Here is a 24,802-nt window from a genome sequence, read left to right as displayed (position 1 = left end):
CCGGCACCCCCGCCTTCACACTCCGCACTCCCGCACAGACCGACCACGAAGCCAGCGCCCGCGAAGCCCAAGCGGGAGACGGAAGCCATCGCTGCGACGCTTCGTCTACCGCTCCCGGGCGCTCACTGATCCGAGTCCCTGGCCCTTCAGCTCTGGGTGTCCCGTGCAGTCGACTGCGACGGCGGCGGAGGATCCGCAGGCGTTTGTCCTGGGTCTCCCAGAACCAGCCGCAGCAGGTCACGGACTCGGGCCGACCCTGGGCTACCCCAGAGGTGTGCTGGTGCGGCGAGAGCCAGCAGGGCAACAACCACGGTCACTTCTTCGGGTAGCCCCAGGACCGACAGTGCCCAGGCGAGCCCCACCGCTGCCACGATTCCCGTCCCCATGAGCAGAGCAGCCTGCCTTCTGGGCGGCTCGGCTCGCTCAGAACGGGGCACGAGGTCCTCTTCGTCGAGCAGCATTTCGTACGTCGTGGCGGAGAGGCCATGCAGAATCTTGCCGAGCTCCCTGGCCAACGCGGCTGCCGCCGGCGTGCCGTCGGTGAGTAGTTCCCGGCTGCCTGCGCGCAGCGTCTCCCGCACCCGTCTCGCGTGCACCGTCATCTCGGCGCGCAGCCAGCGACGTTCGTCCTTCTGCGCCCGATGGACCAGGATCCGGCTCAGACCGCTGACCGCAGCGTCCAGTTGTTTCGAGGTCGCCCGGCCACGGTGCACCCCATGGGCGGTGATCAACGCATTGCATGCCGACCGAACCGCAGGGATTTCAAGGCGCGGAGAAAAGAACCGCGCGGCGCCCCCAACTGCTCCGAGGAAGAAGACCAACACGACGAAGGCGACAGCCAGAGCCCCATCGGCCCCGCCTTGCTCCGAGGCCGTCAGCGCCTGAACATCGTGGGTCGCCCTCGCAAAGGGAACCAGCATAGGCACACCGACGAAGACCACCGTGGTACCGGCCATCACCCACCCTTCCAGCAATCGGTCCCTGACCGTCTGTCTGCAGGTAAAGGGAAGCTGGAACGCCTCCACGGCCTCGTCCAATCTGCGCAGCGCCCCCCAGGCGGCAACGACGCCTCCGCCCCCTCGGCTGCCGTCCCTTCGATCGCGGACCCACGACGCGCAGCGAAGACCGATCGGGCAGACCAGCCGCACGATGAACGGCGCGAGGAACACGCAGTAGATCGCGCAGCCCATCAACAGTGCTGCATCATCCGCGAGTTGGCCCCTTGCCACCTCTACCTCGCTCATACGCCCCTCCCCCTTGCGCGGCCGGCACCGGTGCCTTCGCCCCGCCAGCCAACGTTCCAACCCGAGTCATCGGCATCGGATCCCGCGTGCCTGCACTGGCACGTGCCCGACGTCCGAAGGACTTCGCGTGCCCGTCGGACGTGTTCGTCTCCCCTGGACTTCAGCATGCGGCGCACTCGCTCCCCCAACCCGCCGGAAGAACCCGCCCCGACGAGTGCGCCCACCTCCGCCCACGTGCCGACGCCCTGGGCGTACATCAGAGCAACACTCCGATCCCCGGGCTTCAGCGTCTCAAGGAGCTCCGCGGCACACGGATCGTGGCCCACGGGAAGCAGGCGATGGATCACCTGCAGATCCGGCGGGAGAGCACGATCCTCGACGAGCGAGTCGGCCATCGCTCCACGGTCACCACGGAGACATTCCGCCCCGAGCATACGAACGGACTGGCCACCGACCATGCGGTCCCACAAGGGCTTCAGAGCATCTCGTGCTCGTGAGACCTCCCGCTTCAGCGAAGAGACCACCGCATCGGTGTCCGTGACATCGACGTCGACCAGCCAATCGCCCATCAGGGCCGTCTCGACTGCCTCCTTGTACTGCGCACCCAGCCCGAGCCAGACAGCACCGAACTCCACGACGGCTTCCTGGTCACCGCTGAACCAGCGCCGAAGTGCCTCCACCCCTGCCACACAGACCGGGCTGAACACCTGTTGGCCGAGACGCTCGTGTGTCTGGCCCGACAGCGTTTCAAGCGCTTGGTCGTTCGAGGCCAGGGCTTCCTCGCCCACTTCCTCGACACGCACCAGGGAGTGCATGAGGACATGGCAGTTGGCACACAGTACGAGGAGTCTGTCGGTGTATTCCACATGGGCCGCAGAGCCCCCCACCGGCAGCGAAGCCATGATATGCGCCGATTCGGGGTTGTGGACTTCCAGAGGCGCAGTGACACCGCAGGCTCCACAGGCCTCCACCACTACCGCCGGGCGCGTCCGCAACCGGCGCGTCACCGCCCAACGCCTCAGAAGTCGCCCCTCATCGAAACCGGACTCCACCGAGTTACCTCCCTGCTGAATTTCCCTTCACCTTCTAGCGGTGGGAGCAGCCCCAAACAGCAGAAAAGAAGTGTGACGTGTGACACCCAAGGGCCACCTGAGGTCGCAGCTCTCGCCCGCGCCGCATGCTGTGACGCTTCGTCCAGCACCCGGCAGCAGTGTTGGACTGAGCAGCCGCAGTGGAAGGTTCGCGCGCCATGACGTGCATGACGCTGACCAACTCGTGTCTGTGCGTGGGAAGCTGCGGGGATGCGGATTCCGATCGAGGTGAAGCCCGACTTCATCGAGCACGTCGCACGACGCTCCGACCCGGTCGGTGCAGTAGCCGAGCTCATCTGGAATGGCTTGGATGCCGATGCTACGACGGTCGCCGTCTCGGTCGAGGGCGATGAGTTCGGCGGCGTGCGTGCGGTGGAGGTACGGGACAACGGCCACGGCATCCCCAGCGAAGCTGTGCCCTCCGCGTTCTCGGGGATGGGAGGCTCGTGGAAGCGCAACGCCCTCGGCACCCAGGGCGGCCGGCAACTTCACGGCCGGCGCGGCTACGGCCGTTTCCGGGTCCTGGCGCTGGGCTCTCAGGCGGTATGGGAGACCGTCGCTGACGGGACGGTCGACCGGCACCGGACCTCGGTCGCCTTCAGCGAGCTAAGCGCTTTCGAGACCACCGACGGTGGCAAGACCAGCGACGATCTGTGCACCGTGGTACGGATCATCGGCGAGGCTCCCCGCAAGACGCGTCTGACCGACACCGCGGCGGTGCGCTCAGCCCTGACCAACCAATTCGCGATGTACCTTGAAAAGTATCCGCGTGTCGCCATCACCTGGCAGGACGTCGCGCTAAACCCGAAGGAGGCCATTGAGCTTGAGGCCGCCTATCCCCTGTCCGTCCCGGGCTTGCGCCAGGAGGCGGATGCGAGCGCGGGTCCAGTTCTGCGCGTCGTGGAGTGGAAGACCAAGCCAGCCCGCCGCGAGCTACTGGTCTGTGACGCCGAGGGAGTCCACCGCGCGACGCTGAACACCGCCGTCCAGGCGCCGGACTTCCACTTCACCGCCTACATCCTGTGGACCGGTGCCGCCATGGTCTCCGAACTGGACACCATGGAGGGAGAATGGGAGCACCCCGACTCACCGCTGGGCCTGGTCGTCGCCGCTGCTCGCGACCAGATGCGCAGGCATTTCAAGAAGCGCGAGCACGAGCGGGCCCTGGAGCAGGTGCAAAAGTGGATCGACGAGCAGACCTACCCTTACAGCGGTGAACCGGGCACGGCAACGGAAGCCGCGGAGCGCCAGGTCTTCAACGAGGTCGCCGTTCTGGTCAGTCGGCATATCAACCAAGCTTCCAAGAAGTCACGCCACACCCAGCTGGTGTTGCTGCGCGAGGCACTGCGCCGCCAGCCGGCCGCGATGCCCCGGGTCATGGACGAGTTGTTCGCCCTGACTACTGAGCAGAAGGACCGCTTGGAGTCGTTGGTGAACCGCGCCGGTCTGTCGAACCTCATCGCGGCGAACGCCCTCCTCGTCGACCGGATCGACACTCTCGCCACCATCCGCAAGCTCCTGTTCGAGTACGTCTCTCGCGCAGCGCTGCGCGAGAAGGACCAGCTCCACCGGATGCTGGAGAAGCAGCTCTGGATTTTCGGCGACGAGTACACCTCCGCCGTTTCGGAGGTCGGTCTCACCGAAGCCCTGGAGCGGCATCGGCATCTCCTGGACGGTTCCCGGGTGCCGCGCTCGCGCCGCACGCCGGCCGTACGCAGCAACGGACAGAGCGGCCGTCTGGACCTGATGCTGTCTTGCGTCGGCGGAGACGGCTCTTCCAACCGTCATCTCGTGGTCGAGCTCAAGCGCCCCAACGTCGTCCTCGGACCTACAGAGGTCCAGCAGGTCACCAGTTACGCACGCGCGGTCATCATGGATGAGCGCTACAAGCACGACAAGAGCACCCGCTGGGACTTCTGGCTCGTTGGCAACGACATCCACCCGGATGTCGAATGGCAGGTGGCTGGCAACAGTTTGCCCGAGGACTGCCTAGTCGACGACGGCCGGGTCGGGATTTGGGTCATCCGCTGGGGAAAGGTCATTGACCAATGCGAGGCACGGCTGCGAGCTCAGCAGTCGCGCCTGGACTACGCATCCAGCAACGCTGACGTCATCGACTACGCCGAACGTATGCATGCCGACGCCGACATCGTGCCCCTGCTGCCGCCCGCCTGAGACCGCCCGTCGATCTTGGCGCAGGACAGTTCATTCCTGAGGTGCCACGAGCTTCCACTCCGACAAACGGCCTATCAGGCCCCAGAGCCGATGAACCGGCCTATCCCGCCAGCTGAGGACACATCAGCCCTGGCCCTACACCGGATGGACCAACACTGACACCGGCGAGCCGTCCCCTGAACGGTGCGTGCCGCCCGACCGCTCCGTCATCCTTGGGTCGATACGGTCTCCAACGTTCTTCCGGCCGGAATAGTGCGGTACCGGTATCGATTGATCCTCCTGTAGTGATCGCAGGAGGGGGACGTTGGTGACCGACCTGAAGCTGTTCCGGCTGGATGCCGATGGCCAGGACGTCGAGCTGCGGGGTTCGACGGTGGCGCTGGAGGTGGAGCTTCAGCGTCGGATCGAGGCGGGGATGGAGGCGATGCTCGGCATCCGCTTCCTGGCGTCGGAGTACCCGACCGGGCCCTGGCACCGGGGCCGGATCGACACGCTCGGGCTCGACGAGAACAACACCGCGGTGCTGATCGAGTACAAGAAAGGTGCAGATAGCGGGGTCATGTCGCAGGCCGTCTCCTACCTGTCGTGGCTGGACTCGGCACGTCACGAGTTCGAGGCCCTGGTCAAGGAGAAGCTGGGTGCCGAGGCGGCCGAGGCGATCGACTGGCGCAACCCGCGGATGGTCTGTATCGCGGCCAGCTTCTCCCACCACGACCGGGTCGCGGTGCACCGTCTCCGCGAGCGGATCGACCTGGTGCGCTACCGCGTCTTCGACGGCGGGCTGCTGAGCCTGCTGCTGATCGAGTCTGCCCCTGGGTCTGCGAGCCCGGCTCCGGCTCGGCGGCAGCGTCGGGAGCGGGAGGTGGCGGCCGGTGCCGGGAAGCCGTCGGTCCAGGCGACCCCCGGCGCGGCTCCCGCTTGTCTGCGGGACCTGTACGGCGAGCTGGACGAGGCCCTGACCGCGTGGGGCGAGGTCGAGGTGGCTCCGCTGCTGCACTACATCGCCTACCGGCGGATGGTGAACCTCGCCTCGGTGATCTTCCGCCCGAAGCACGAGGTGATCCTCGTCTATCTCAGAGTCGACCCGGACACGGTCGAGTTGGAGGAGGGTTTCTCCCGCGACATGCGCGGCATCGGCCACCTCGGCACGGGTGACCTGGAGGTGCGGATCGCCTCTGCTGCCGACCTGGAGAAGGCGGGACCGCTGATCCGGCGAGCGTTCGAGGCGGCCTGACGCAAGAGGAAGGGCGGCTGGTACATCGGTTTCTCGATGTACCAGCCGCCCTTTGGCGTCTGCGGTCCGTCGGCACCGGCCGGGTCGTTCTCATGCTCATGCCTCCGGCCCGGTCAGGGCGAAGTCGCCCTGGGTCAGCTCCGCTTGGAGCCTTCACTCAACTGGTGCAGTCCAGTACTCGTCCCCATAACGTGACCGTCTCTTCCCACCGGCCGAATGAGATCATCACGTTTGTCTGTGCATGATCGGCTCAGAGGAAGGGAGCGCAAGGGTGCTCAAGGACTCGTCGTTGCGGGGCTACTTACTGGAAGAGTCACTGGCCTGGCTGCTGCGCTTCAGCGGCTATCGGCTTCTCGTTCACGAAGATCAGGACCCGGTCGAGTTGGTGACGGAGGGCCAGACTCTCCGGGTTCGAGGGCGGGGCGCGCTCCACCAGGTCGACGTTCTCGGGGAGTTCGCCTTCACCCCGGCGTTCTCCATGCCGGTGCGGCTGTTCCTGGAAGCCAAGTACTACCAGACACGCTGCGAGCTGGAGGTCGTGCGGAACGCCCACGGTGTCATGCACGACGTGAACGAGAACTTCATGACAGGCGCCGGGACGCGGCCCCGGCAGCGGTACAAGTACTCGTACGCCTTGTTCTCGGCGAGCGGATTCACCCCCGACGCCCAGAAGTACGCGCTCGCCCACCAGATCTCTCTCGTGGACCTGTCGGGTGCTTCCTTCGCCTGGTTGCTCGGCCACATCGGAGCTACGGCGACGAGTCTGTGCGCGGCACAGCAGCATCTGCCGAAGTCGGCCCCCTTTCCACTGAACTGGATGCGCGCGGAGCTGAGAAAGGCGCTGGCGACGTCCCCGCTGGACCTGCTGCCATCGGTCTCGATCCCCGATGGGAAGTTCAAGCAGGCCGCCGGCACCGTGATTGAGCAGTTCGCCACTGTGCTGCGGCAACACAGTGACGCGGAGCTGCTGCTCGGTTTCCCTGCCGCGCCATTCATCCTGCCGCTCGCCGCCAATGATCACCGAGGGTTCCTGAAGTACGCGGAGGCGAAGCCCGACCATACGGTGCGGATCAGGCGGCGGGGCATGGGGGCCGCGGCGGAGTGGACGTTGTCACCCGCGGACGCGGTCGGCGCCTATGAGTTGACCTTCAAGCTCCCGGAGCACATCGAGGAGTGGATCAGCGGCATCGGAGAGAAGGAGCGCCGTCGCACCGCGGAGGTCAAGGAGCAGTTCCTGTCGGCGATCACGCTCTACCGCATGAACGGCACCGGCGTACGCGCCTACCAGCTGCGCTATGAGGCGAGTTCCCTGTCCCGGGCCGGGGCCACGTAGGCATTCGGCCCGGGTGTGCCGTACGTCGCGTCAGATCGGCAGGTACGGGCTGGGCTTGCCGTGCCAGCTGATGTTCAGGGCATCGCGTGCCCGGGTCGTGGCGACGAATAGCAAGGAGCGAGCCTTGCGCTGCTCGCGTTCGTAGCGGGGCGGGTCTTCGGCGCGGTAGCGCTCGACGACGCTGGTGCGCGGGATGATGCCGTCGCTCGCGCCGACGATGGCAAGGCGCTGGTATTCGAGTCCCTTGAAGCGGTGCATGGTGCCGACGTGGACTTCGCCGTCGCCCTTGGGACCGTCCTTGGTGAGTTCGGCACAGGTGATGCCCGCCTTGGTGGCCAGGTAGTACATGGTCTGGCTGACCATGTCGCGGTCGGCGACACACACGGCGATCCGGCCGCTGGGGTCGAGGGGGGCGCCCTTGTCGTCGGTGGACAGATCTTCGCGCCAGGTGCTCAGGGTGGTGGCGAGTCCGGCGAGTTCGTCGTCCCAGGTGTTGTACCGGCTGAAGGCCGGCTTGGGGCCGTGGAGAACGGAACGATAACCGGCGAGCGTGTCGGTGCCGTCGTCGAGGTCGTCGTACGTGACCTTCTCGTTCTTCCTCTTGGGCTCGACGACGCGGAGGGCCTCGGCGAGGATCTCCTTCGTGGTGCGGTAACTGAGGGTCAGCCGTGAGGCTCGGCCGCGGATGTTGATGCCGAGGGCCCCGAGAGCGACCTGGTGATCGTAGATGCGCTGATGGGTGTCACCCGCGACGAACATGTCGTTGGGCTGTTCGGGGTCGGCCATGGCCCGCAGCATCTTCCAATGCGCGGGGCGCAGGTCCTGTGCCTCGTCAACCACGATGTGCCGGTAGCGGTAGCCGATGTAGCGCATGCCGGAGCTGGCGTCGCGGTGGATGAGGTCCTTGCCGCCGATCTCTTCCTTGTACTCGCGGCGTTTTCTGATCTTCGCGGCGCGCTCGATCTCGAAGCGGGCGGCGCGCTCGGCGGCCTGGCCCCAGGTTTCGACGCCGAGCTTGTCGAGGCGGGCGGTGAACTGCTCGATGAGCTTCCAGATGTGGTTGCGCTCGGGGCGGGTCAGCGCGCGCCCTCGGCCGGCGCGGCGTGCCTTGAAGTAGTCGGAGCGGGTGGGGACGGACTGGCCGAGGATGACCTGTTCCCACTCCTCCAGGAGGAACTCCGGCTCGAAGCGTCGGTCGTCGAGTTCGGCCAGGAGCTGGCGCATCTCGTTCAGGGCCACATGATCGTAGACCCGCTGCTTGCCGCGTCCAGGGGCGGTGTTCTCGCCTAGGACACGCGCGGCGAGCTGGTCGATGTGGGCGATGTCGATGCGGGCAAGGAGGTCGGGTTCGATGAGGGAGGCGAGACGCAGCCGCAGATCAGTGGTGAGGTTCTTGGTGAACGTGGTCAGCAGGATCGGCTTGTTGTGGCCGGGGGGCAGTTGTTCGGCGAGGTGCTTGACGCGGTGCAGGGCAACGATGGTCTTGCCGGTGCCGGGGCCGCCGGATACACGGGCGGGGCCGGTGTAGTGGCGGTGGACGATGCGTTCCTGGGTGGGGTGGAGGAAGACCTTCCACGCACGGAAGTCGCCCTCTTCAATGACGACGCGAACGGCGTCGTCGACCGTGGTGACCTTGGTGCGGGAGAGGGCGGTGGCGAAGTCGTCGGGATCGGGACGCTGGTCGAGTTCGACCGGCCCGGTGATCTCCTTGCGAACGTCGTCGATGCCCATTCCGGCGGCGAGGCCGTACAGGATGTCCTTCGACAGCAGCGGGGCGCCCTCGACGAGCTGGTCGAGTTCGGCGCTGATGGTCACCGTGAGTGCCAGCTCGATCAGCTGCTCGGCGACGCCGAGTTCGCGCAGTTGCTCGGCGTCGTACTCGGCCAACAGCGGTGGCACCGTCGGCTCGGGCTCCGGTTTGGGAGCGGGCTTGGGGGCCTGTGCCTCCGGCTCAGACGGGGTGAGGGTGATGCCGGCCCGGCGGAGGGCGCTGTCGCCGACGACGGCGAGGTCGACGAACTCGATCTCGCCGGTGACGCGGTTGACGGCGACCTGAAGCTCTTCGTAGACGTCCTTGCGGTGACGGACGGCGATGACCAGCCAGCTCTCGGTGCCGTCCGCGTCGACTCCGGTCTGCGTGAGCAGGGCCCGGTAGTCCTGGGAGACACGGGCCGAGTGGATACGGGAGTCGCCCTTGAGTTTCTTCTTCCTCAGTCCCGGCAGGTCGGGCTTGTTCCGGAAGTCGTGGCAGAAGTCGTAGAACTGGGCCTTGACCGAGCGGTCGAGCTTGTACAGCTCCTGTTCGGCTTTGCGGTACAGGCTGAGCCGGGCCGTCATCGGGGAGTGCCTTCTTCCGTGTCGGGGAGCTGGTCGAGCAGTTCGTCGAGGCGGGCGAGCCATTCGGCGGCGGTGCGTGCTGTCCAGCCGTCCTCGGCGTACGCGGCGTCGCGTCGCTGCGCCTCGTCGTCGTCCTCGCCCTGGTGGGCGGAGACTACGGCGATCTTGATGCCGTTGGTGTGCCAGGCGAAGTCAGCTGGCCAGCGGCTGCTGTTGCCCAGTTCGTAGCCGAAGACAGGTGCCTTCTTGCCTCGGTCGGCGAGAATCCCGGCGAGGCGGAGCAGGTCGGGCCACTCGTCGGGGTCTTCGCGCAGGATCTCCAGGATGTCCTCGTCCCAGACGGCGTCGCGGAGGACCTGGGCAACGGCGGCTTCGGCGGCCGAGTCTTGGTCGGGGTCGGGGTCGACGGGCTTGACCACGACCGCGTTCGCCTTGGGTACGGCGGGTGAGGGGGCGCCAATGAGTGAGTCGAGTTCACCGAGCCCGCCGCAGACCGCGAGGACCTCAACCTCGAAGTCGGCCGCCTTGCTGGTGGCGAGCTGGACACCATCACCGCCGGCCAGGGACAGGAACTGGGTGAGGTTGGTCCAGTACAACCAGGACCGCCAGCGCTCCTTGTGCTCGTCCGTGTCCAACACAGCCGCGGAATCATCAAGCACGGCGAGCGCGGTCCACTTCAGAGCCTCGGGATCGGCCGCATCCAGGGCGAAGATGATCGGCAGCCCGCTCTCATCCTGCGTGCGGAAGACGTGGACGGGGCCGATACCTGCGGCATCCGGCACGACCGGCTTGTCGTGGCGCTCGGCGGCGGAGAAAGTGGCCAGCTCGCCGCGCAGGGCTGCAACCAGTTCGCTGCGGCGACCGGTCGCCGCGACCGGGACCGTGCCCGGCTGGGCCGTCAGCCCGGTGACCAGGGCGCGGGCCTGGCGGGCCCAACGGTCGGCATCCGGGTCCCGCAGATAGGCGATCAAGGTGTCGATGGGGTTGGCGAAGACGGCGTTGGCGAAGTGGGCGCGCTGTCCGCCGTACTGCTCGTACGCACTCTTGGCCCCTTCCTGAGCCGTGCCCCGGTAGGGCGGCCATACGGGCTGCGTACGAGTGGGGCGCTTCTCGAAGAGATCGATGTCCGCCCAGGTGATCTGGAAAACGGTCTCCCCTTCGGCGCGCAGGAGGGTGCGCTTCGCCGCGTCGGTGGCGATCTGGTTGTGTTCACGGCTGGCGTGGAAGCGGAAGCCTTCGAGGTAGACCTTGACGCTCTGGGCCGGGCCGTCAATGCGGGTGAAGGTGAAATCGGTGACGGTGCCTCGGAGTTGCTGCTGCGCGGTCAGCCGCCAGTGCATCACTCCAGGGCCGTCGGTGAAGCGCAGATGCCCGCTGGCGTGACCGTCCTCGTCCAAGGAGGCATCGCCGGTGACCTTCACCCAGTCCCTCAGCGCGGCCAGGAAACGAGCCTCCAGGTCGGATTCCACCTGGGCATCCAGGCCGACCAGCCCGGTGTGTTCGACCTCGGTGGTCTCCCACCCGTCCTCGCCGTCGTTCGTGAACAGCAGGGACTCCAGCATGGTCAGCGCGGCTTGGCGCGAGACGATGTCCTGGAGGGGCTCCGGCGTATAGCGGTGCAGGCAGCGGTGGCAGGCCCTGCGCTGCTCCTCTGCGCACGGGCAGTCCTTCAGCATCTCGTACGCCTTGATGAGCGTGTCGCGGAAGGCGGTGGGGTCGGTGAGCCGGTCCAAGTAGCCGGTGCCGCCGGGCAAGGAGTCGAAGAGCACCAGGAACCAGCGGCGCTCCCCGCTCTCGTTGTCCGGCATCGACGCCACGGTAGTGGCCAGGTGCTGCGGGTCACCGCCGAAGTGCAGGTCCACGCCGAGCCGCAACGCGGCCCTGAAGGAATGCACCTTGGAGTCGACGTCCGCGGTGGCGGCCGGGATCAGCACCCGCAGCGCCTCGGTCTGCAACCGGTGGGCGAGCAGCACCGGTTCCTCGCGGGCGTCGGTCTTCTTTCCGCGGCGCAGCGGGCACCACGGGCGGTGGTGCTTGAGGCGCCCGCTGCGGGCGGCAAGGGAGTCCAGGGCGTCGGTGTCGTGGTCGAAGACGGGCTGTCCGTCCGCGCTGGCCGCCCCACACGCCGTGCACACGTGGAACGGGTTGAGCCGTACGCGTTGTCCGGCGAAGTCGTCGCGGGTCGGGGCGTCATAGCGGACCGGTCCGACGTTGATCCGCCGGATCATGGCGCTGCGGCAGTAGTCGACGCCGAACGTCTGGGATGCATGCCGCCACGAGCCGGGTTCGATGTCCTCGACCGGGATGTCCACGGCGTCCACGACCTTGTAGGAGCGGCGGTCGCGGTCGTCCTTGTCGTCGCGGATGTGGGCATCTTCCCGTTTGTCGCGCGAGGTGACGGTGGCCGGCTCGACGATCTGGAACAGGCACGAGCCGTCGTCCGCGATGTGGGCGGTCTTGCAGCGCGGGCACGGCGAGCGGTCCTCGGCCGCGTCCTCGGTGCGTACGTAGCCGCAGCCGGGGCACACCCGCCAGGTGCGCCATTCCTGCCGGCCGCCAGTGGCGATCTCCAGACCACTGATCTGGTGCTTGTAGCCGTTGACGTAGAAGGTGTTGCCGGGGGCCAGCTCTTCCAGCGCGATACGCCTGGGCCGCTCGTAGGCGTAGGTGTCGGAGCTGTACTTCACCTTTCCTGTCTTGGCGTCCACTCCTTCTTCCCCGTACAGGGTCGCCGACAGGACAGTTGTGGAATCCATCAGCGCGTAGTTGGGCAGCAGTCCCAGGTCGCACAGCGCGGTCTGCGCCGTGGTCTCGCCCAGGTTCATCAGATGCCGCCCGACGCCGCGCCGTTCGGCGTCCAGCTCGGCCTTCTGCCGCGCCTGGTCCGGATCAGTGTCGTGCAATTCGTCGTGGGCTTCGTCGATCTCCTTCAGCCGAGCCCGCAGCGCCTGCTGGCTTCGGAACCACTCCCGCTCGGCCTCCTCCACAGCGGCGCGCAGCCCGTGTGTGGCGTACGCCCGGAGATCGGCCTTGGCCTGGTCGCTGACCCCGGTAGGGAACAATTCCAGGAACCCGTCGGCGAGTTCCTCGCCCTGAGCAAGGGCCATATCGACGAGGTCGGCCAGGTAGCCCGACGGCCCGAACAGACGGGGGGCCTTGTGCGGCAGGGCGCGCAGCACGATGCCGTCCGCGCGCACCAGCCGTCCGGCGGCGGTGAGGTCCAGCAGGTGGGCCAGGTACTGGCGGCGCAGGATCTCGATGGCCGACAGGTAGCAGCCCGGCGGCACGATGGTGCCGGCGATCAGGTCTTTGGGGCGCTCCAGGAAGTACAGGTCACGGCGTCTGCGGTCCGGGATCGTCAGCAAGAACGCATTGCCGGTACGGCGCCCGGCCCGCCCCACCTGCTGGGCGTAGGAGGCGGGCCGACGCGGCAGCGCGGCCAGCACCACCGCCGACAGGTCGCCGATGTCGATGCCCATCTCCAGCGTCGGGGTGCAGGACAGCACGTTGGGGTCCTTGAAGCCCTCGCGCCGTTTGAAGGCCTTCTCCACCTCTTCACGCTGCGGGCGGGTGAGCATGCCTGTGTGCTCGGCGGTGACCACCTGATAGGTGCCCGCGCCGCGGTACAGGCGCCGGTAGTAGTCATGGGTGTAATCGCGATCGCGGTGGTGCACCCCCAGCCCCTCAGGCCGGTCGCCGGCCACCAGACGGCCTCTGCGGCAGCGGTAGGAGGGGCAGGGCTGCTGGTGCCACTGGTCCAGCAGGGACGGGTGGACCGTCTGCTCCCAGAAGCAGACCGGGCAGCGTACGTACGCGTGCCTCACCTGCTCGTCGTCCAGCAGCTGCGCCTCGATGTTGCCGGGCTTGAGCCCGTAGACGTTGAGCGAGGTGTCGCGGGGGGTCCGCACCGACAGCAGCCCCAGCGCGGCCAGTTCAGGCAGCAGCCGGGACCAGAACTCCGGCGCCATCTCGCGCGGCAGCTCCAGGCAGCGCCCGGCCCAGCGCTCGTACCAGGAGAGCCGACCGGTAGCGGAGTCGAACTCGCTGCCGTTCTTGGGCTGGCTGAGCAAGAACACCGGGGCTGCGACCCGCGCCGGGAAAGCCCGCATGCCCGGTGCCCGCTTGCCCCAGATGAAGTACCGGCTGGTGCCCGCCTCGTCCACGTACTTGTCGAGCCACTTGTGGGCGACCGCGCCCCGGGTGCGGAGCCGCTCCAGGAAGATTCGTACGAAGGCCAGATACCGCGCGTCGTCCTGCGCGATCAGCGGCACCCCGTCGCGTACGCACTCCTCGTGGATCCGCCGGACCAGCGCCACCACGGCTTCCGGATCGTCGATGCGCACCTGCGCGGCGGCGGTGCGGGTCAGCTCCAGGGTGCGGCCGTTGCGGGAGCGGAACCCGAATTCCATCAGGGCCTCGAAGGCGAGGCGCTGTCCGATGAGCCGCCACGTGGGCATGCTGCCGCCGCGTCCCTGTCCGGACAGCAGCCGGTCAACTCCCTTGTAGACGTGCAGATCCGGCGGCACCACCGCGGCGAGGGTTTCCTCATCCGTGGTGGCCTCGACCACGTTCGCGATGAGGTCGTTGAGGGCCGTCGGCTCGTCGTGGCGCAGGTGCCCTGTCAGCAAGGCGCGCAGCGAGAAGGTGTACGAGCGGTTGGCGACGAATCCGGCCCGGTGCGCGGCGTCCTGCACCGAGTCGTTGAACATCAGCGTCTTGTCCTCGTGCAGCTTCTTGACGAGCTCCCCGCCCGTGAACAGCTGCGTGATCGACGCAGCGGCCATCGCCGCCGACCCGGTGCCCAGGTAACGGATCGCGTTGCGTTCGCCGCACGCCGGGCACCAGTCCTCCTTGGCCGCGGTGTTCGCGACCGTGCCGCCGAAGTGGACCAGGACGAACGCCGAGTCTCGGGCCGTCAGCCGGGGCTCCTTGGTGTCCTTGTCGTAGTCGTTGAGGGGATCGGGTAGTCGCAGCCGCTTGCGTGCGCCGTCCATCACCATCAGCGTGCCGCCGGCGCCCTGTCCCGCCGAGGCGCCGCCCGCACCCCGGCCGGCGCTCGACATCGGGGCCGCGCCGGAACCTTCCTTGGCTTCCCGCTCGGTCGCCGCGACCAGGTTCCGTACCCGGGCCTTGTCCTGGCCGAGCGAGGCACGCCGGATCTTGAACGTGTCGAACTGGACGTCGTGGTCGTCGCTCTCCGGCGAGAACACCGCCCAGCCCGACCGCCCGCAGTCCCGGCAGTAGACGGCCGGCAGGAACAGATTGGCGGTCTGCCCAGACGTGGCCGTGGTCACCGGCGCAGAACGGCCGCTGTCCGTCGCACTCGCGTCCGCCATCCCGGCGACGTCCCAGCGGAACTCCGCCTTCGGCCACGGCAGCACGCCGCGAAGCAGCCGGGACACCGACCGGGCCCACTGGTGCACCTCGACATGGACGAACGGGCGCGGCTCCCCGGACGACGACTTCGGGTCGCGCGCGTACGACAGGAGCGCCACGAACCGGGCCAGCGCCTCGGCCGCCTTCTCCGGCTGCCGGGCCACCGCCTCCGCCCAACCGGCCGCGCCCGCCCGCCACATGACATCCAGCACCTCGGGGCCGCTCTTCACCTCGCCGTCCAGCGCCTGCATCACCGCTCGGGTGAACAGGTGACGTTTCAGGTTCTCGCCGAGCAGGAAGGGATCCCGGTCGCGAACCCCGGTCACCGCCTCGATGAGGTCGAGCAGTGCCTCCTCGCCCGTAGCGGGATCGGGCAGCGCGAGCAGTTCATCCGGCGTGGGCAGCCCCTGCATCTTCACATCGGTGAGTGGGATGAACTCCTCCACCGACAGCCGGTTCTCCCCGACGATCGACTCCGCCGTGAACTCCGTACCGAAGACGTCGGTCGCCACCTCCAGCAGTCGCGCCACGCCGTCGTCATCCGTCCCCGACGCGAGCGTTGCCGACGTCGCCACAGGGCAGATGGTCCCCAGCGGGCGCCCCTTCTCGGACGCCCCGATCGCGGACGCCAGCCGTCGCAGCAGCATCGCCACGTCGGTGCCCTGCGCGCCGTCGTACGTGTGGAACTCGTCCACCACGACGTATCGGATGTCCGCCTCCTGCCACAGCGGGGCGTCGTCCTCGCGCTGCAGCAGCAGGTCCAGCATCTTGTAGTTGGTGATCAGGATGTCCGGCGGCGCCAGTTGCATGTCCGAGCGCCGCGTGCGCACCTTCTCGTACCGCGTCGCCGCCCGGTCCCCGATGTACAAACCAGCCCAGAGCTTGCCCAGCTCACTGTTCTGCGTAAGCAGCTCGTTGATGCGCTGCGCCTGGTCGGTCGCGAGCGCGTTCATCGGGTACAGGAACACGGCTTTGACGCCGGTCTTTCCTGCTTCCCGCTCACGACGGCAGTGATCCAGCACCGGGTAGAGGAACGATTCCGTCTTGCCGGAGCCCGTACCTGTAGTGACGAGGGTCGGCTGCGGCGTGTGCTCGTTCGCGGACGTCAGCCGCGCAAACGCGACCGCCTGATGCGCGTACGGCGTGAACCCCTCGCGCTGCCACTCCAGGTGCTTGCGCCACTCGTCGCCGTCAGTGGTGAAGGGGGTCCGGATCCGCAGATACGGCCCCCGGAACATCCCCGACGTCTCGTCCCCGAGGAACCGGTGCAGCGCCTCGCGCGCGCCCTCGTCCGTCAGGGCGTACGTGGTCGACAGGTACTGCAGCAGGCTCTCCTTGAGCCCCCGCGCCTGAAGCGTCGGCCTCACGGCGTCGGCACCTCCTGCTTGATCGGGTCCCACTTGCCGTTGGCGATCGCATCGTCGAGCCGCTTCTGGAAGTAGGCGTGCGCTTCACGCATCTCCGCCTCGCGGTTCGCCTTGTAGAAGGGGGCGCTGTAGCCGTCGGGTACGGGGGCGGTCTTGGGATCGGCCTTGTCGGCCAGGTACGTCTGGAGCTGAGTGAAGTGCTCTTTCTCCTGGCCATGGCCGTAGGTGTAGCGGTCACCAGCGATCTTGCGCTCGTTGGCATCGAACCAGGTGACCAGGTCGAAGCCCTGCATGATGTCGAAACGGGCCCGATACATGATGATCAAAGTGTCGGCGTCAATGCCGAGCCAGACAGCGACCAGAGCGTCGATCTCCACCAGCGCGGCGCGACGGGCGTATTCAGTGCGAAGGGGGGTGTCACGCTGCCAAGTAGGGGTTACGGCGTGGAGCTCCGTCTTCATGCCAGCCCATTTGTGGGCCCAGGGCTCGTCGGTATTCCAGGTGGAGTCGTAAAGCTCCTCCCAGAGGCTGGCATAAGCAGTGGTCAGGCAGTTGAGTCGAAGCGTGCGGAGGAGCAGCGCAGGGGCTAGAGGGTGCGCGGCGACGAGCGCCGGGAGACGACGGGCCTGCGCTACGTCGAGGTGCCCCACACCCGTTGTCTGGAGCAAGTAGTCCGTGGGCAGTGCGGCCCAGTAGCCAGCCATCAGCGTTGAGCTACGAACATCGTCCAGTGCAGCGGAACGGACTGAATGGACGTGCGTGGCTCCTGGCGGAATCAACGCAACGTACAAACCACGTTCCGTATCGGCCGCGATCCGCTCGCGCCATGCCAGCCGGTAGAACTCGGTGTACGGCCTAGTTGCCTTCGCGACCAGTCGGCGGTCCACTTCCACGTCCGACACCTCGCTCGGGGAGCGGCCACAGGAGAACGCGATCTCCGATCGCGCCAAGAAGTGCACCACGGCATCCAAGCGCATTCGAGCGAGCAGTTCGTGATCAAGCCACTTGGCCTGCTCGCCCACATACGTCGCGTCATCCGCGACCTGCTGGTACTCCGACTCCGGCACCGCGTCCGACGGGATCTCTAGGTGGTTCAGCCCCCGAACTTCGCCGCCACCCTGGCTCGGCTGCTTGAAGAGTGGATTGGCGACGCCCAGCTGCGGACCCTTGAGGATGACCTCGTCCCAGGAGTCGGCATGGTAGTCCTCGCGCCCTTCCCTGTTCTTGTTGTAGTCGATGAGCGGCTTGTTCTTGCCGGGGCCATACACGGACTTCTTGGCACCCGTCTCGTGGAACCCACCAGTGATACGCGGGTCGAGTGCCCCCAGCCGCAGCGGGTACGCCGCCAAGGCGTCAACGGCCGGGTCCTCCGCCGTACTCACGGGTGTGAGCAGCCGCGCCTGCGCGACGGGCACATCCTGCTCACCGGACAGCTTCAGCCACCGTGCAAGGGTATGGGGCGTCACCCGAACGACGCGCTGCTGATGTGGGCGTTCGTCCCAGTCGCCGGCGTACTTCACACCAGGCGCGTCGCCACTACCGTCGTGCGTGCTCGAGAGTCGCAGTGCGTCGACGGAGAACAGCCAGGACAGGTGGTCGAAGTCGATCTCACCGCGCTCACCGTAGATGTGCACCCCGAAGTGGCTGGACCGGCCCACCGGAGGTGGGAAGAAACGGTTGCCCGAGTTCACGAAGTCTCCGTGTACCCGCAGCCGCCGGTATGCCGCCTCCCGGAGGCCCGCTTCCTTGTCACCGCTGAAGTGGGTGTCCGGATGGACGAGTCCGACGGTGCCGCCCGCAGCGGTGTGGTCCCAGGTCTGGCACATGAACGCGCGATAGAGATCGGGCTGGCTTCCCGCGATTAGCGGATACACCTGTGGTGATGCCAGATAGTCGGACGTGGTGGCCGTGGCGGTCAACTCGCCGAGAACGTAGGAATGCACCTCGGGCTTGGCCAGCTCGGCTGAGCGTCGCCGGTTCTTCTCCGCCGCCGGAGGCTTCTCCGTGAGCATGAACCACGGCTCGTACTCCGCAAGGACGGAGTTCTCCTTCCACTCCGGCCGTACCCACGGCGGATTACCCACCTGAAGGTCGAATCCTCCGCCCCGCGCGAAGACGAGCCCGAACTCCAACTCCCAGTGCAGAAAGCCTTGTTCCCGCGCGATGTCCTTGACTACCCGCAGCCACGGGTAGCGATCTTCGGGGTTGGCAGTGTCCATGCCCATGAAGCCCGGGAGGGTCTCCTCGAACTCCTTGAGAGCATCCAAGGAGTCAAAACTGTCCAAGAGTGTGCCCTCAGGGAGGTCGGCGGTTCCTAGCATGGATTCCAGGAAGTCCAGCCAGTCACCCAGGTCCTTGAGCGGGATCATCTGCCGTCGCACTACGACCTTGGGCTTCGGTGCGGTCTTCTTCCTGGACTTCGGTCGGTTCTCCTTGGGCTCGGCAGCCTGCTCCGCTTCCTCGGCCTCGGCGAGGTCGTCGAAGGATGTCTGCTCAGCGCCCAGCGAGAACAACGCCGTCGCCGTAGCTTCGACGAAGCGCGGCTGAGCCGTCGCCGCGGGGACCTTCTGCGACGCGCGCGGTTCGACGTACGCCTCGTCCGTAGCCTCTCCACCGACCAGCGGTACTCCCCCGAGTTCACTGAGGACGTCGGCGCCGTCGATCACTTCCCGTGGCGTGTATTCACCGTCCGTACCGTCCAGCAGTCCGGCCTTGTCTGCGGGCCAGAACCACAGGGCACACCACGCATCCATGACCGTCTTCAGCCGCCAGTACGGGGTGTCGATGGCGTTGAAGAGGTCTTCAAGGACCCTCTCCTTCGGTACGGCCTGCTCAGGGCGTCGGAGGAAGGCGTACTCGGGGTCATTCGGATCGGCTTGCCAGACGTCGATGCGCCGTGCGATCGCCTGCTCGGAGAGCTCCATGCGCTTGATGACGGCCGACCAGAGGAATTCCACTCTGCGGGCAGCATCCCTCAGCCGCGTGAACTGCGAGGTCGCTTCCGGCTTCAGCCTCCCGCCCGGGAGCCGGGTATGGCTGCCGTCTTTGTTGAGATGGGCGGTACTGCGCTTGGGACGCTTCAGGAGTCCCCTCCTCCAGGAAGCGAGTTGCTCGACGCCGTCCTTGGCAAGCTCTTTGGCCTCTTTCGAGCCCGTGACCGCAGCCCAGCCCGGGCTCGGCAGCAGGAATTGGTGCACCGCGTCCTGAGGCAACGGTTGTGGCTCGCCGCCTTTGAGGAACGGGAGCGGAGCAGGCGCCATAGCGCCCTTCGCCTTCAGCCACGCCTTCTCTGTACCGGAGACGTCGTCGCCCGCGTAGACCGCACGCCGCCCGCCGACGAGCGAGTTACCTCGGCGCAGGTGCAGGCCGAACCAGGGGGCGCGCATGCCGGGGTGCATGGTGTTCAGCCACAGCGACACTTCGGCCAGTTCGACGCCGGTAGCGTTGAGATCGACGCCGTATGCGTTGTGCAACGCGACGTACGCCTTGGCCTTCTGCTTCTCGGTGACCGCGTCAGCGGTGGGGATAGCAGTCCCGAGTTCGTCCTGGCGGCGGCGCAGGTATTCGTCGGCGACCTGGTTGATTGCCTCGTTCAAGAACGCGCCAGAGCCGAGCGCGGGCTCGCAAATCTTGTACTTGAGCAGCTCCGACGCCCGCGTCCTGATGACTTTGCCGTGCTCGTCGCGCTCTTGGTCGAGGCGGTTCTTGAGGGTGAGTTCGACCGTAACCTTGGTCAGTGACTCGGGGGTGTAGTACGAGGCGGAGGTCTCCCGGTCGCGGCCGGCTAGCCGGTAGACGAAGGAGCCCTTCTCGTACTTCTTGACGCCACGCAGGCCCTTGCGAGCGTCCTCATCCTTGTAGTGGACGAGGGCCTTCTCCGGGTAGTCGCTCTGTTTGTCCGCAGGGACGAGCCAGGAACCCTTCTCCGGGTCGCCCCCCTTGGCCACCTCGCACAGTAGTTCCTCTGCGATGATGCCGGTATATGACATCAACCCCTCATAGACGGCGCCGAGTTGGTTGATGCCAAGGTTGCGATAAGAGATGAAGCCGCCGCGTTCGCCGCGCTTGCCCTTCTTCATGGTCAGCAGGCGCAGCACCTCATGCAGAGCAGAGTTACGCAACTGCAGGTCGAGCCAGCGCGGGTCATCGTCCTCGTCGCTGCGCGGGTCGATGACGCGGGTCCCGATGAGGCGAACAGCGGCGGGCTCGAAGAGTTCGCTGCGCAGCGGCTCAAAGCGCAGGCCACGGTCTTCGCTGCGGCGGGCCGCCTTGGCCTTGCGGGTCTCCTCATCGTCGCCGGGCTGGTCGTCGTCGGGTTCGGTGCCGTACGCGCGGTGCCCGAAGTTGACCTTGTTGAACAGGACGTCGAGGGACTGGAAAAGATGGAAGCCATTCTTGGCCTCCTCCTCGACGAGTTCCTCGTCGCGCTCCACCAGTTCCCGCAGGCGGGCCATGGAGTAGCCGGCCTCGTACGTCCCGTCATCGGCGGGGAGGATACCGAGTTCGGGGCGGGCCTCCGCGTAGAGGAGGAACAAGATGCGGTAGAGATAGCGCAGGGATTCTCGGGTGAGTTCCCGGGCAAAGGGGATCTTGGTACTCGCGATGTCGGCCGGTGTGACGTTGTTCTTCGGCTCAGCCATCCGAGCCAGGACTTCGTTGGCGATGATCTCGACGGAACGCTGCAGGCCGTAGCGGAGTTCGCTGGAGACACCGGCCGCACTGTCACTGGAAGACTTGAGTAGACCGTCGATCGCGCGGCTCTGGTCGTTCTCGCCGGGGCGGAGCGTCTCCATGCTGAACAGGGCAGCGATGGTGGCGAGTTCGCCCTGCTGGGTGCGGTCGTTGCGCTCCAGAGCGGCGTCGAGATTGGCCGCGAGGTAGCGGCCCTCGCTCCAGGCCTGGCGGTCGGCGAGCAGGATTACGCCGCCGCACATGAGCAGGACGAATCGTGGATGCGGGCCGCCTGCCTCGCCGAGTTCGCTCTGGAACAGCCAGGAGACCAGAGCCGCGCCCGCCTCGTACGACTCGCTGGCGCTGACGCGTAGAGGCCAGAGCAGGCGTCCGGCGCCGTCAGTGTCAAGGGCAGCGTCATTGTCGGGGGACCAGCCGCAGTCGAGAGCGACGATGCCGTGGCCGTGGTAAGCGACGGGCAGGGTGTGATCGCGTCCTGCGCGGTGCACGGTGAGTTCGACCGGTGTGGTGTCGTACCCCAGGGCGCGCAGGACCATCTGGTGCCACTCGGCGAGCCGCTTGGTCCACTCGGGGTTGTTGTACGTGGCGAGGCGAATTTCGTCGCCGGCGTCGGCCTGGGTGGTCTTGACGAAGTAGCCGCGCAGCTCTTCGCTGAGGTAGGGCGTACGCAGGGCGCGCAGCGACTCACGCGGCGTCTTCCGCGGGTCGTTCTCGTCACCCTCGCGCAGTGCCCAGGTGGCGAACAGGCCCTTCTTCAAGTCGGCGCCGAGTTGATCGGCGAAGTAGTGCGCGGACAGGTACTCGCCGCGGTTGGTGAAGGAGTCGAAGTCAGTACTCATCGTTCGGTGCCTTCTTCAGCGGCGGTGATTGGTTCGAGGACGGCGAGCAGGCGCAACATCGGTTCGCCCGCTGTCTGCAGGGACTTGACCAGTTTCAGCCGCCGCCCGGCTGTCCGGTCGAGTTCTGCTTCGTTCGGGCGCGCACTGGCAAAGAGTGCTTCCTGCTTCCAATCGGCTACCCGCTTGCGGTAAGGATCGAGGGTCTCCTCGATCTGCTTGCGGTACTCGGCTTCGAGAGCGACGAGTTCACGATGTGCAGCCTCGATCGCATCGGGCACGAGCGCGCTGAGTCCGGGCATGTCGCGGGGCTCGGCGCGGCCGGGCATGTTCGGACCGACGCCATAGCGCTCCAGCACATCCGCGGTCAGCGTGTCCACGACCGGGTTGTCGTGCAGGTTGGAGACACCCATCCACTCGACGATGGTGGGCTTGCCGAGCGCGTTGGAGTAGATGCCCTGCACAAGGAAGGTCGGACTGTCCACGGTGGCGGCAAGCACTGGGGCCTTGTGCCGGCCGATCTCGACGAGCACCTTGTCCGTGAGCCAGTCCAGGACAGGGTGAACGTCGGTGACGTACGAGACGTTCGGCCACTGGGAGGCGGTCGTCTCCCGTGCCGCCTTCAGGCGCGCGCCTGCGAGCTTCTTGGAGAAGGTGATGCGCACCCGTCCCGGCTCGGTCTTGCGCGGCAGAATCTGTTGCTCGTCCAGGTACGACTTGGGGAGTGCTTTGAGCCGGTACAGCAGGTCCCGCGGAGGCTCGAAGGCGATGGTGCCGTCGTCGTCGCGCCGTAGCGACAACATATCCTCCGGATTGGGGTGGCAGACCTGCCGCAGCGCCTCCTCGAAGTAGTCGGCCGTGGACCGGAAGAGCTTGGGCACCACCGCTCGGGCGACTTCGGGGTGTTCGTGGACGGCGCCCACCTGGCCGAGGAGCCCGGTGAGGAAGGCAGCCCCGCCCTGTTGGGACTGTTTGATGGACTCCTCGACTGTGCGGCCCGCGATCAGGTCCTGGGTGAGGCGGTTCTCTTCGTCCTTGGCCCGGTACAGGCCGGTGACCGCTTCGGCCGACCCTTCGATCTTGTGGGCCTCCGCCTCACGCAGGAGGAGTTTCTCACCCACCAGGCGATCGTCCAGGGTTCGCGGCTGCCCGGTCGTCTCGTCCGTGCGCCACGGGATGTCGCTCGTGAGGATCAGCGCGCGGAACTCGGGTCGGTGCTCCTGCCCGTAACGGTCGATACGACCGTTACGCTGCTCGATGCGGATCAGGGACCACGGCAGGTCGTAGTGGACCAGGCGATGGCACTGCTGGTGCAGGTTAACGCCTTCGGAGGCGACATCGCCCGTGAACAGGATGCGTACGGGATCGTCGCGGAGCCCGAACTTCTCGACGATGTCCTGCTGTTCCTGATCGGTGCTGGCCTCGCCGTGCATGACCTGCACCGCTCCGCCGAATCCCAGCCAAGGTTTCTTCTCATCCGGGCTGGTGGTGTGGTTGAAGCCGAGCGCGGTCGGCACGGTCTCGGCAAGCCACTTCAACGTGGGGATGCTCTCGGAGAACACCACCACTCGTGTATCGGAGCCCGGTCCGACTTCCATGTCGCGCAGTTCGTCGAGCAGCGCTGCCAGTTTCGCCGAGTCCTGGTCCTCGATCTGCTCGGCGAGGTGCCGCAGGTCGACGAGCGCGGCCCGCTCGGTCTTCCGTGCCGCTTCGCGTACCGCCGGGTCCTCGGGCCGGGACTTCTTGGCGCCGTTCTTGGGCTTGTCAGGCGGCGGATTGTCGAGGTTTCCGATCCGGGTCTTGATCGTCGCCAGCAGGGCCTTGTGCGACGACAGGAACGACTTCAGCAGCCGGTACGGAACGAGTTGATGCCTGCTGGCCGACGGCTCCGACGTGCTGGCAGGAATCCAGCGCGTAGCCAGTTCCTTGAAGACCGCGAGTTCCTTCTCGGTGGCCGCAACGGGGATGGGCTTGGACGGACCGCGCCGAGCCCAGACGTCGTCCTTGATCGACTCCCGCACCTCGTCCGATGTCTTCGTACGCCGGATGTAAAGGTGTTTGAGGTCCTCCACCTCGTACTGGGACGGGTTGGCGATCGCCGCCTCGTCCAGCATCCTGACCAGCTCGGCGAACGAGGCGGCGTCGCCGTTGTGCGGGGTGGCCGAGGCCAGGACCAGTGCGTCGGTCTTGCGCGCCAGCAGACGGGCCAGCGCGTTGTTCTTCGTACCCCGGTTGACGAGGTTGTGGGACTCGTCAATGACGACGGCGTCCCAGTCGGTGTGCTCCAAGTGGTGCGCGTACACATCGCTCTTCAGCGTGTCCACGGAGATGATCACGCGCTTGAAGTACGCGAACGGGTTACGGCCCGCGGGAATGTCCTGCTGCACCCGTTGGATGCCCGTCGAGTCCAGGCGCACCAGCGGAATCCCGAACCTGGTCCACAGCTCCCGCTGGAACTGCTCCAGCACATGCTGCGGCGTCACCACCAGGATCCGCTCGCCGCGACCGCGCCGGATCAGCTCCGCCAGCAGCACCCCGATCTCCAGGGTCTTGCCGAGACCCACCACGTCCGCGATCAGGATCCGCGGTTGCGGGTTCTTCATCGACAGTGCCAGCTCCGCCGGCCGCAGCTGGTGAACCTGCTGGTCCATGAGGAAGTTGTCCGCCAGCGCCAGTCCGTGCTCGGTCTGCGGCAAGAACGTCTTCCGCATGATCGCCTCAAGGAAGAGTCTGGACCGGCGGTGGTTCCGGGAGTCGTCCGGAACCAGCTCGGTCTCGCGCGGGTCCAGCGCCTGAACCGCATCCAGCCGGTCGTAGAAAGCGGCGTCCATGCCACGGACGAACGAGGAGATACCGGTGACCTCGACCATCCACCCGTCGTGCTCCGTGAGCGTGCACTTGCGCACGAGCCAGAGGTCGTCACGGACCAAGACCTGCGCACCCGGCGCGTAGCCGCCCGACTCCGGAGACCACTCCTCCGGTAGGGCTTCGGCGGGCTCCTGGGCATCCTTCACCGCATCGCTCTGACTGCCCACGGCTTCCGCCTCGACGCCCAACGTCCACTCCGATTCCTCACACACGGCGCGTCCCACGCCGTTCGCTTCCTAACGAGATATA

The 24,802-nt window shown here is 66.9% G+C and carries 9 protein-coding genes; 3 read left to right on the top strand and 6 right to left on the bottom strand.

Annotated features, from left to right (window positions below; genetic code table 11):
• Positions 1-146: 146 nt before the first annotated feature.
• Together OG595_RS23980 and OG595_RS23975 are read right to left on the bottom strand one after the other, a co-directional pair.
• Positions 147-1,244 (bottom strand): hypothetical protein, encoded by a 1,098-nt coding sequence (locus tag OG595_RS23980; protein ID WP_046704340.1) that lies wholly within the window; start codon positions 1,242-1,244, stop codon positions 147-149.
• Positions 1,241-2,296: a hypothetical protein gene (locus tag OG595_RS23975; RefSeq protein ID WP_159015036.1), complete on the bottom strand. Its 1,056-nt coding sequence runs from the start codon at positions 2,294-2,296 to the stop codon at positions 1,241-1,243. Before OG595_RS23975 ends, OG595_RS23980 begins: the two co-directional genes overlap by 4 nt.
• A gap of 249 nt (positions 2,297-2,545) precedes the next feature.
• Here OG595_RS23975 and OG595_RS23970 point away from each other — a divergent pair, with 249 nt between their 5' ends.
• The 3 genes from OG595_RS23970 (at position 2,546) to OG595_RS23960 (ending at position 7,077) form a co-directional block, all read left to right on the top strand.
• Positions 2,546-4,510: an ATP-binding protein gene (locus OG595_RS23970; protein WP_046704342.1), complete on the top strand. Its 1,965-nt coding sequence runs from the start codon at positions 2,546-2,548 to the stop codon at positions 4,508-4,510.
• Positions 4,511-4,817: 307 nt separating this feature from the next.
• Positions 4,818-5,744 (top strand): DUF5655 domain-containing protein, encoded by a 927-nt coding sequence (locus OG595_RS23965; protein ID WP_046704343.1) that lies wholly within the window; start codon positions 4,818-4,820, stop codon positions 5,742-5,744.
• A 271-nt stretch (positions 5,745-6,015) separates the two neighbouring features.
• The gene (locus tag OG595_RS23960; protein WP_046704344.1) at positions 6,016-7,077 is read left to right on the top strand and encodes a restriction endonuclease; all 1,062 of its coding nucleotides are present in this window, start codon (positions 6,016-6,018) and stop codon (positions 7,075-7,077) included.
• Between the two features lie 30 nt (positions 7,078-7,107).
• On the opposite strand, the gene OG595_RS23955 is transcribed toward OG595_RS23960, so the two are convergent.
• The 4 genes from OG595_RS23955 to OG595_RS23940 are packed head-to-tail and all read right to left on the bottom strand — an operon-like array spanning position 7,108 to position 24,777.
• A complete protein-coding gene (locus tag OG595_RS23955) occupies positions 7,108-9,414 on the bottom strand; it encodes a UvrD-helicase domain-containing protein (protein WP_046704345.1) in 2,307 nt (768 codons plus the stop codon).
• Positions 9,411-16,157, bottom strand: coding sequence for a DEAD/DEAH box helicase (locus tag OG595_RS23950; RefSeq protein ID WP_046704346.1), 6,747 nt, complete (start codon positions 16,155-16,157; stop codon positions 9,411-9,413). Before OG595_RS23950 ends, OG595_RS23955 begins: the two co-directional genes overlap by 4 nt.
• On the bottom strand, positions 16,154-21,688 hold the full coding sequence (locus tag OG595_RS23945; RefSeq protein ID WP_046704347.1) for a hypothetical protein: 5,535 nt from the start codon (positions 21,686-21,688) through the stop codon (positions 16,154-16,156). Before OG595_RS23945 ends, OG595_RS23950 begins: the two co-directional genes overlap by 4 nt.
• On the bottom strand, positions 21,685-24,777 hold the full coding sequence (locus tag OG595_RS23940; RefSeq protein WP_241826749.1) for an SNF2-related protein: 3,093 nt from the start codon (positions 24,775-24,777) through the stop codon (positions 21,685-21,687). The genes OG595_RS23945 and OG595_RS23940 overlap by 4 nt, the downstream gene beginning before the upstream one ends.
• Positions 24,778-24,802: the final 25 nt, after the last annotated feature.

The sequence above is a fragment of the Streptomyces sp. NBC_01451 genome (assembly GCF_036227485.1).
Taxonomy (GTDB): Bacteria; Actinomycetota; Actinomycetes; order Streptomycetales; family Streptomycetaceae; genus Streptomyces.
The sequence above is the reverse complement of the archived record's forward strand: the minus strand, read 5'-3'. Positions and strand labels throughout refer to the sequence as shown.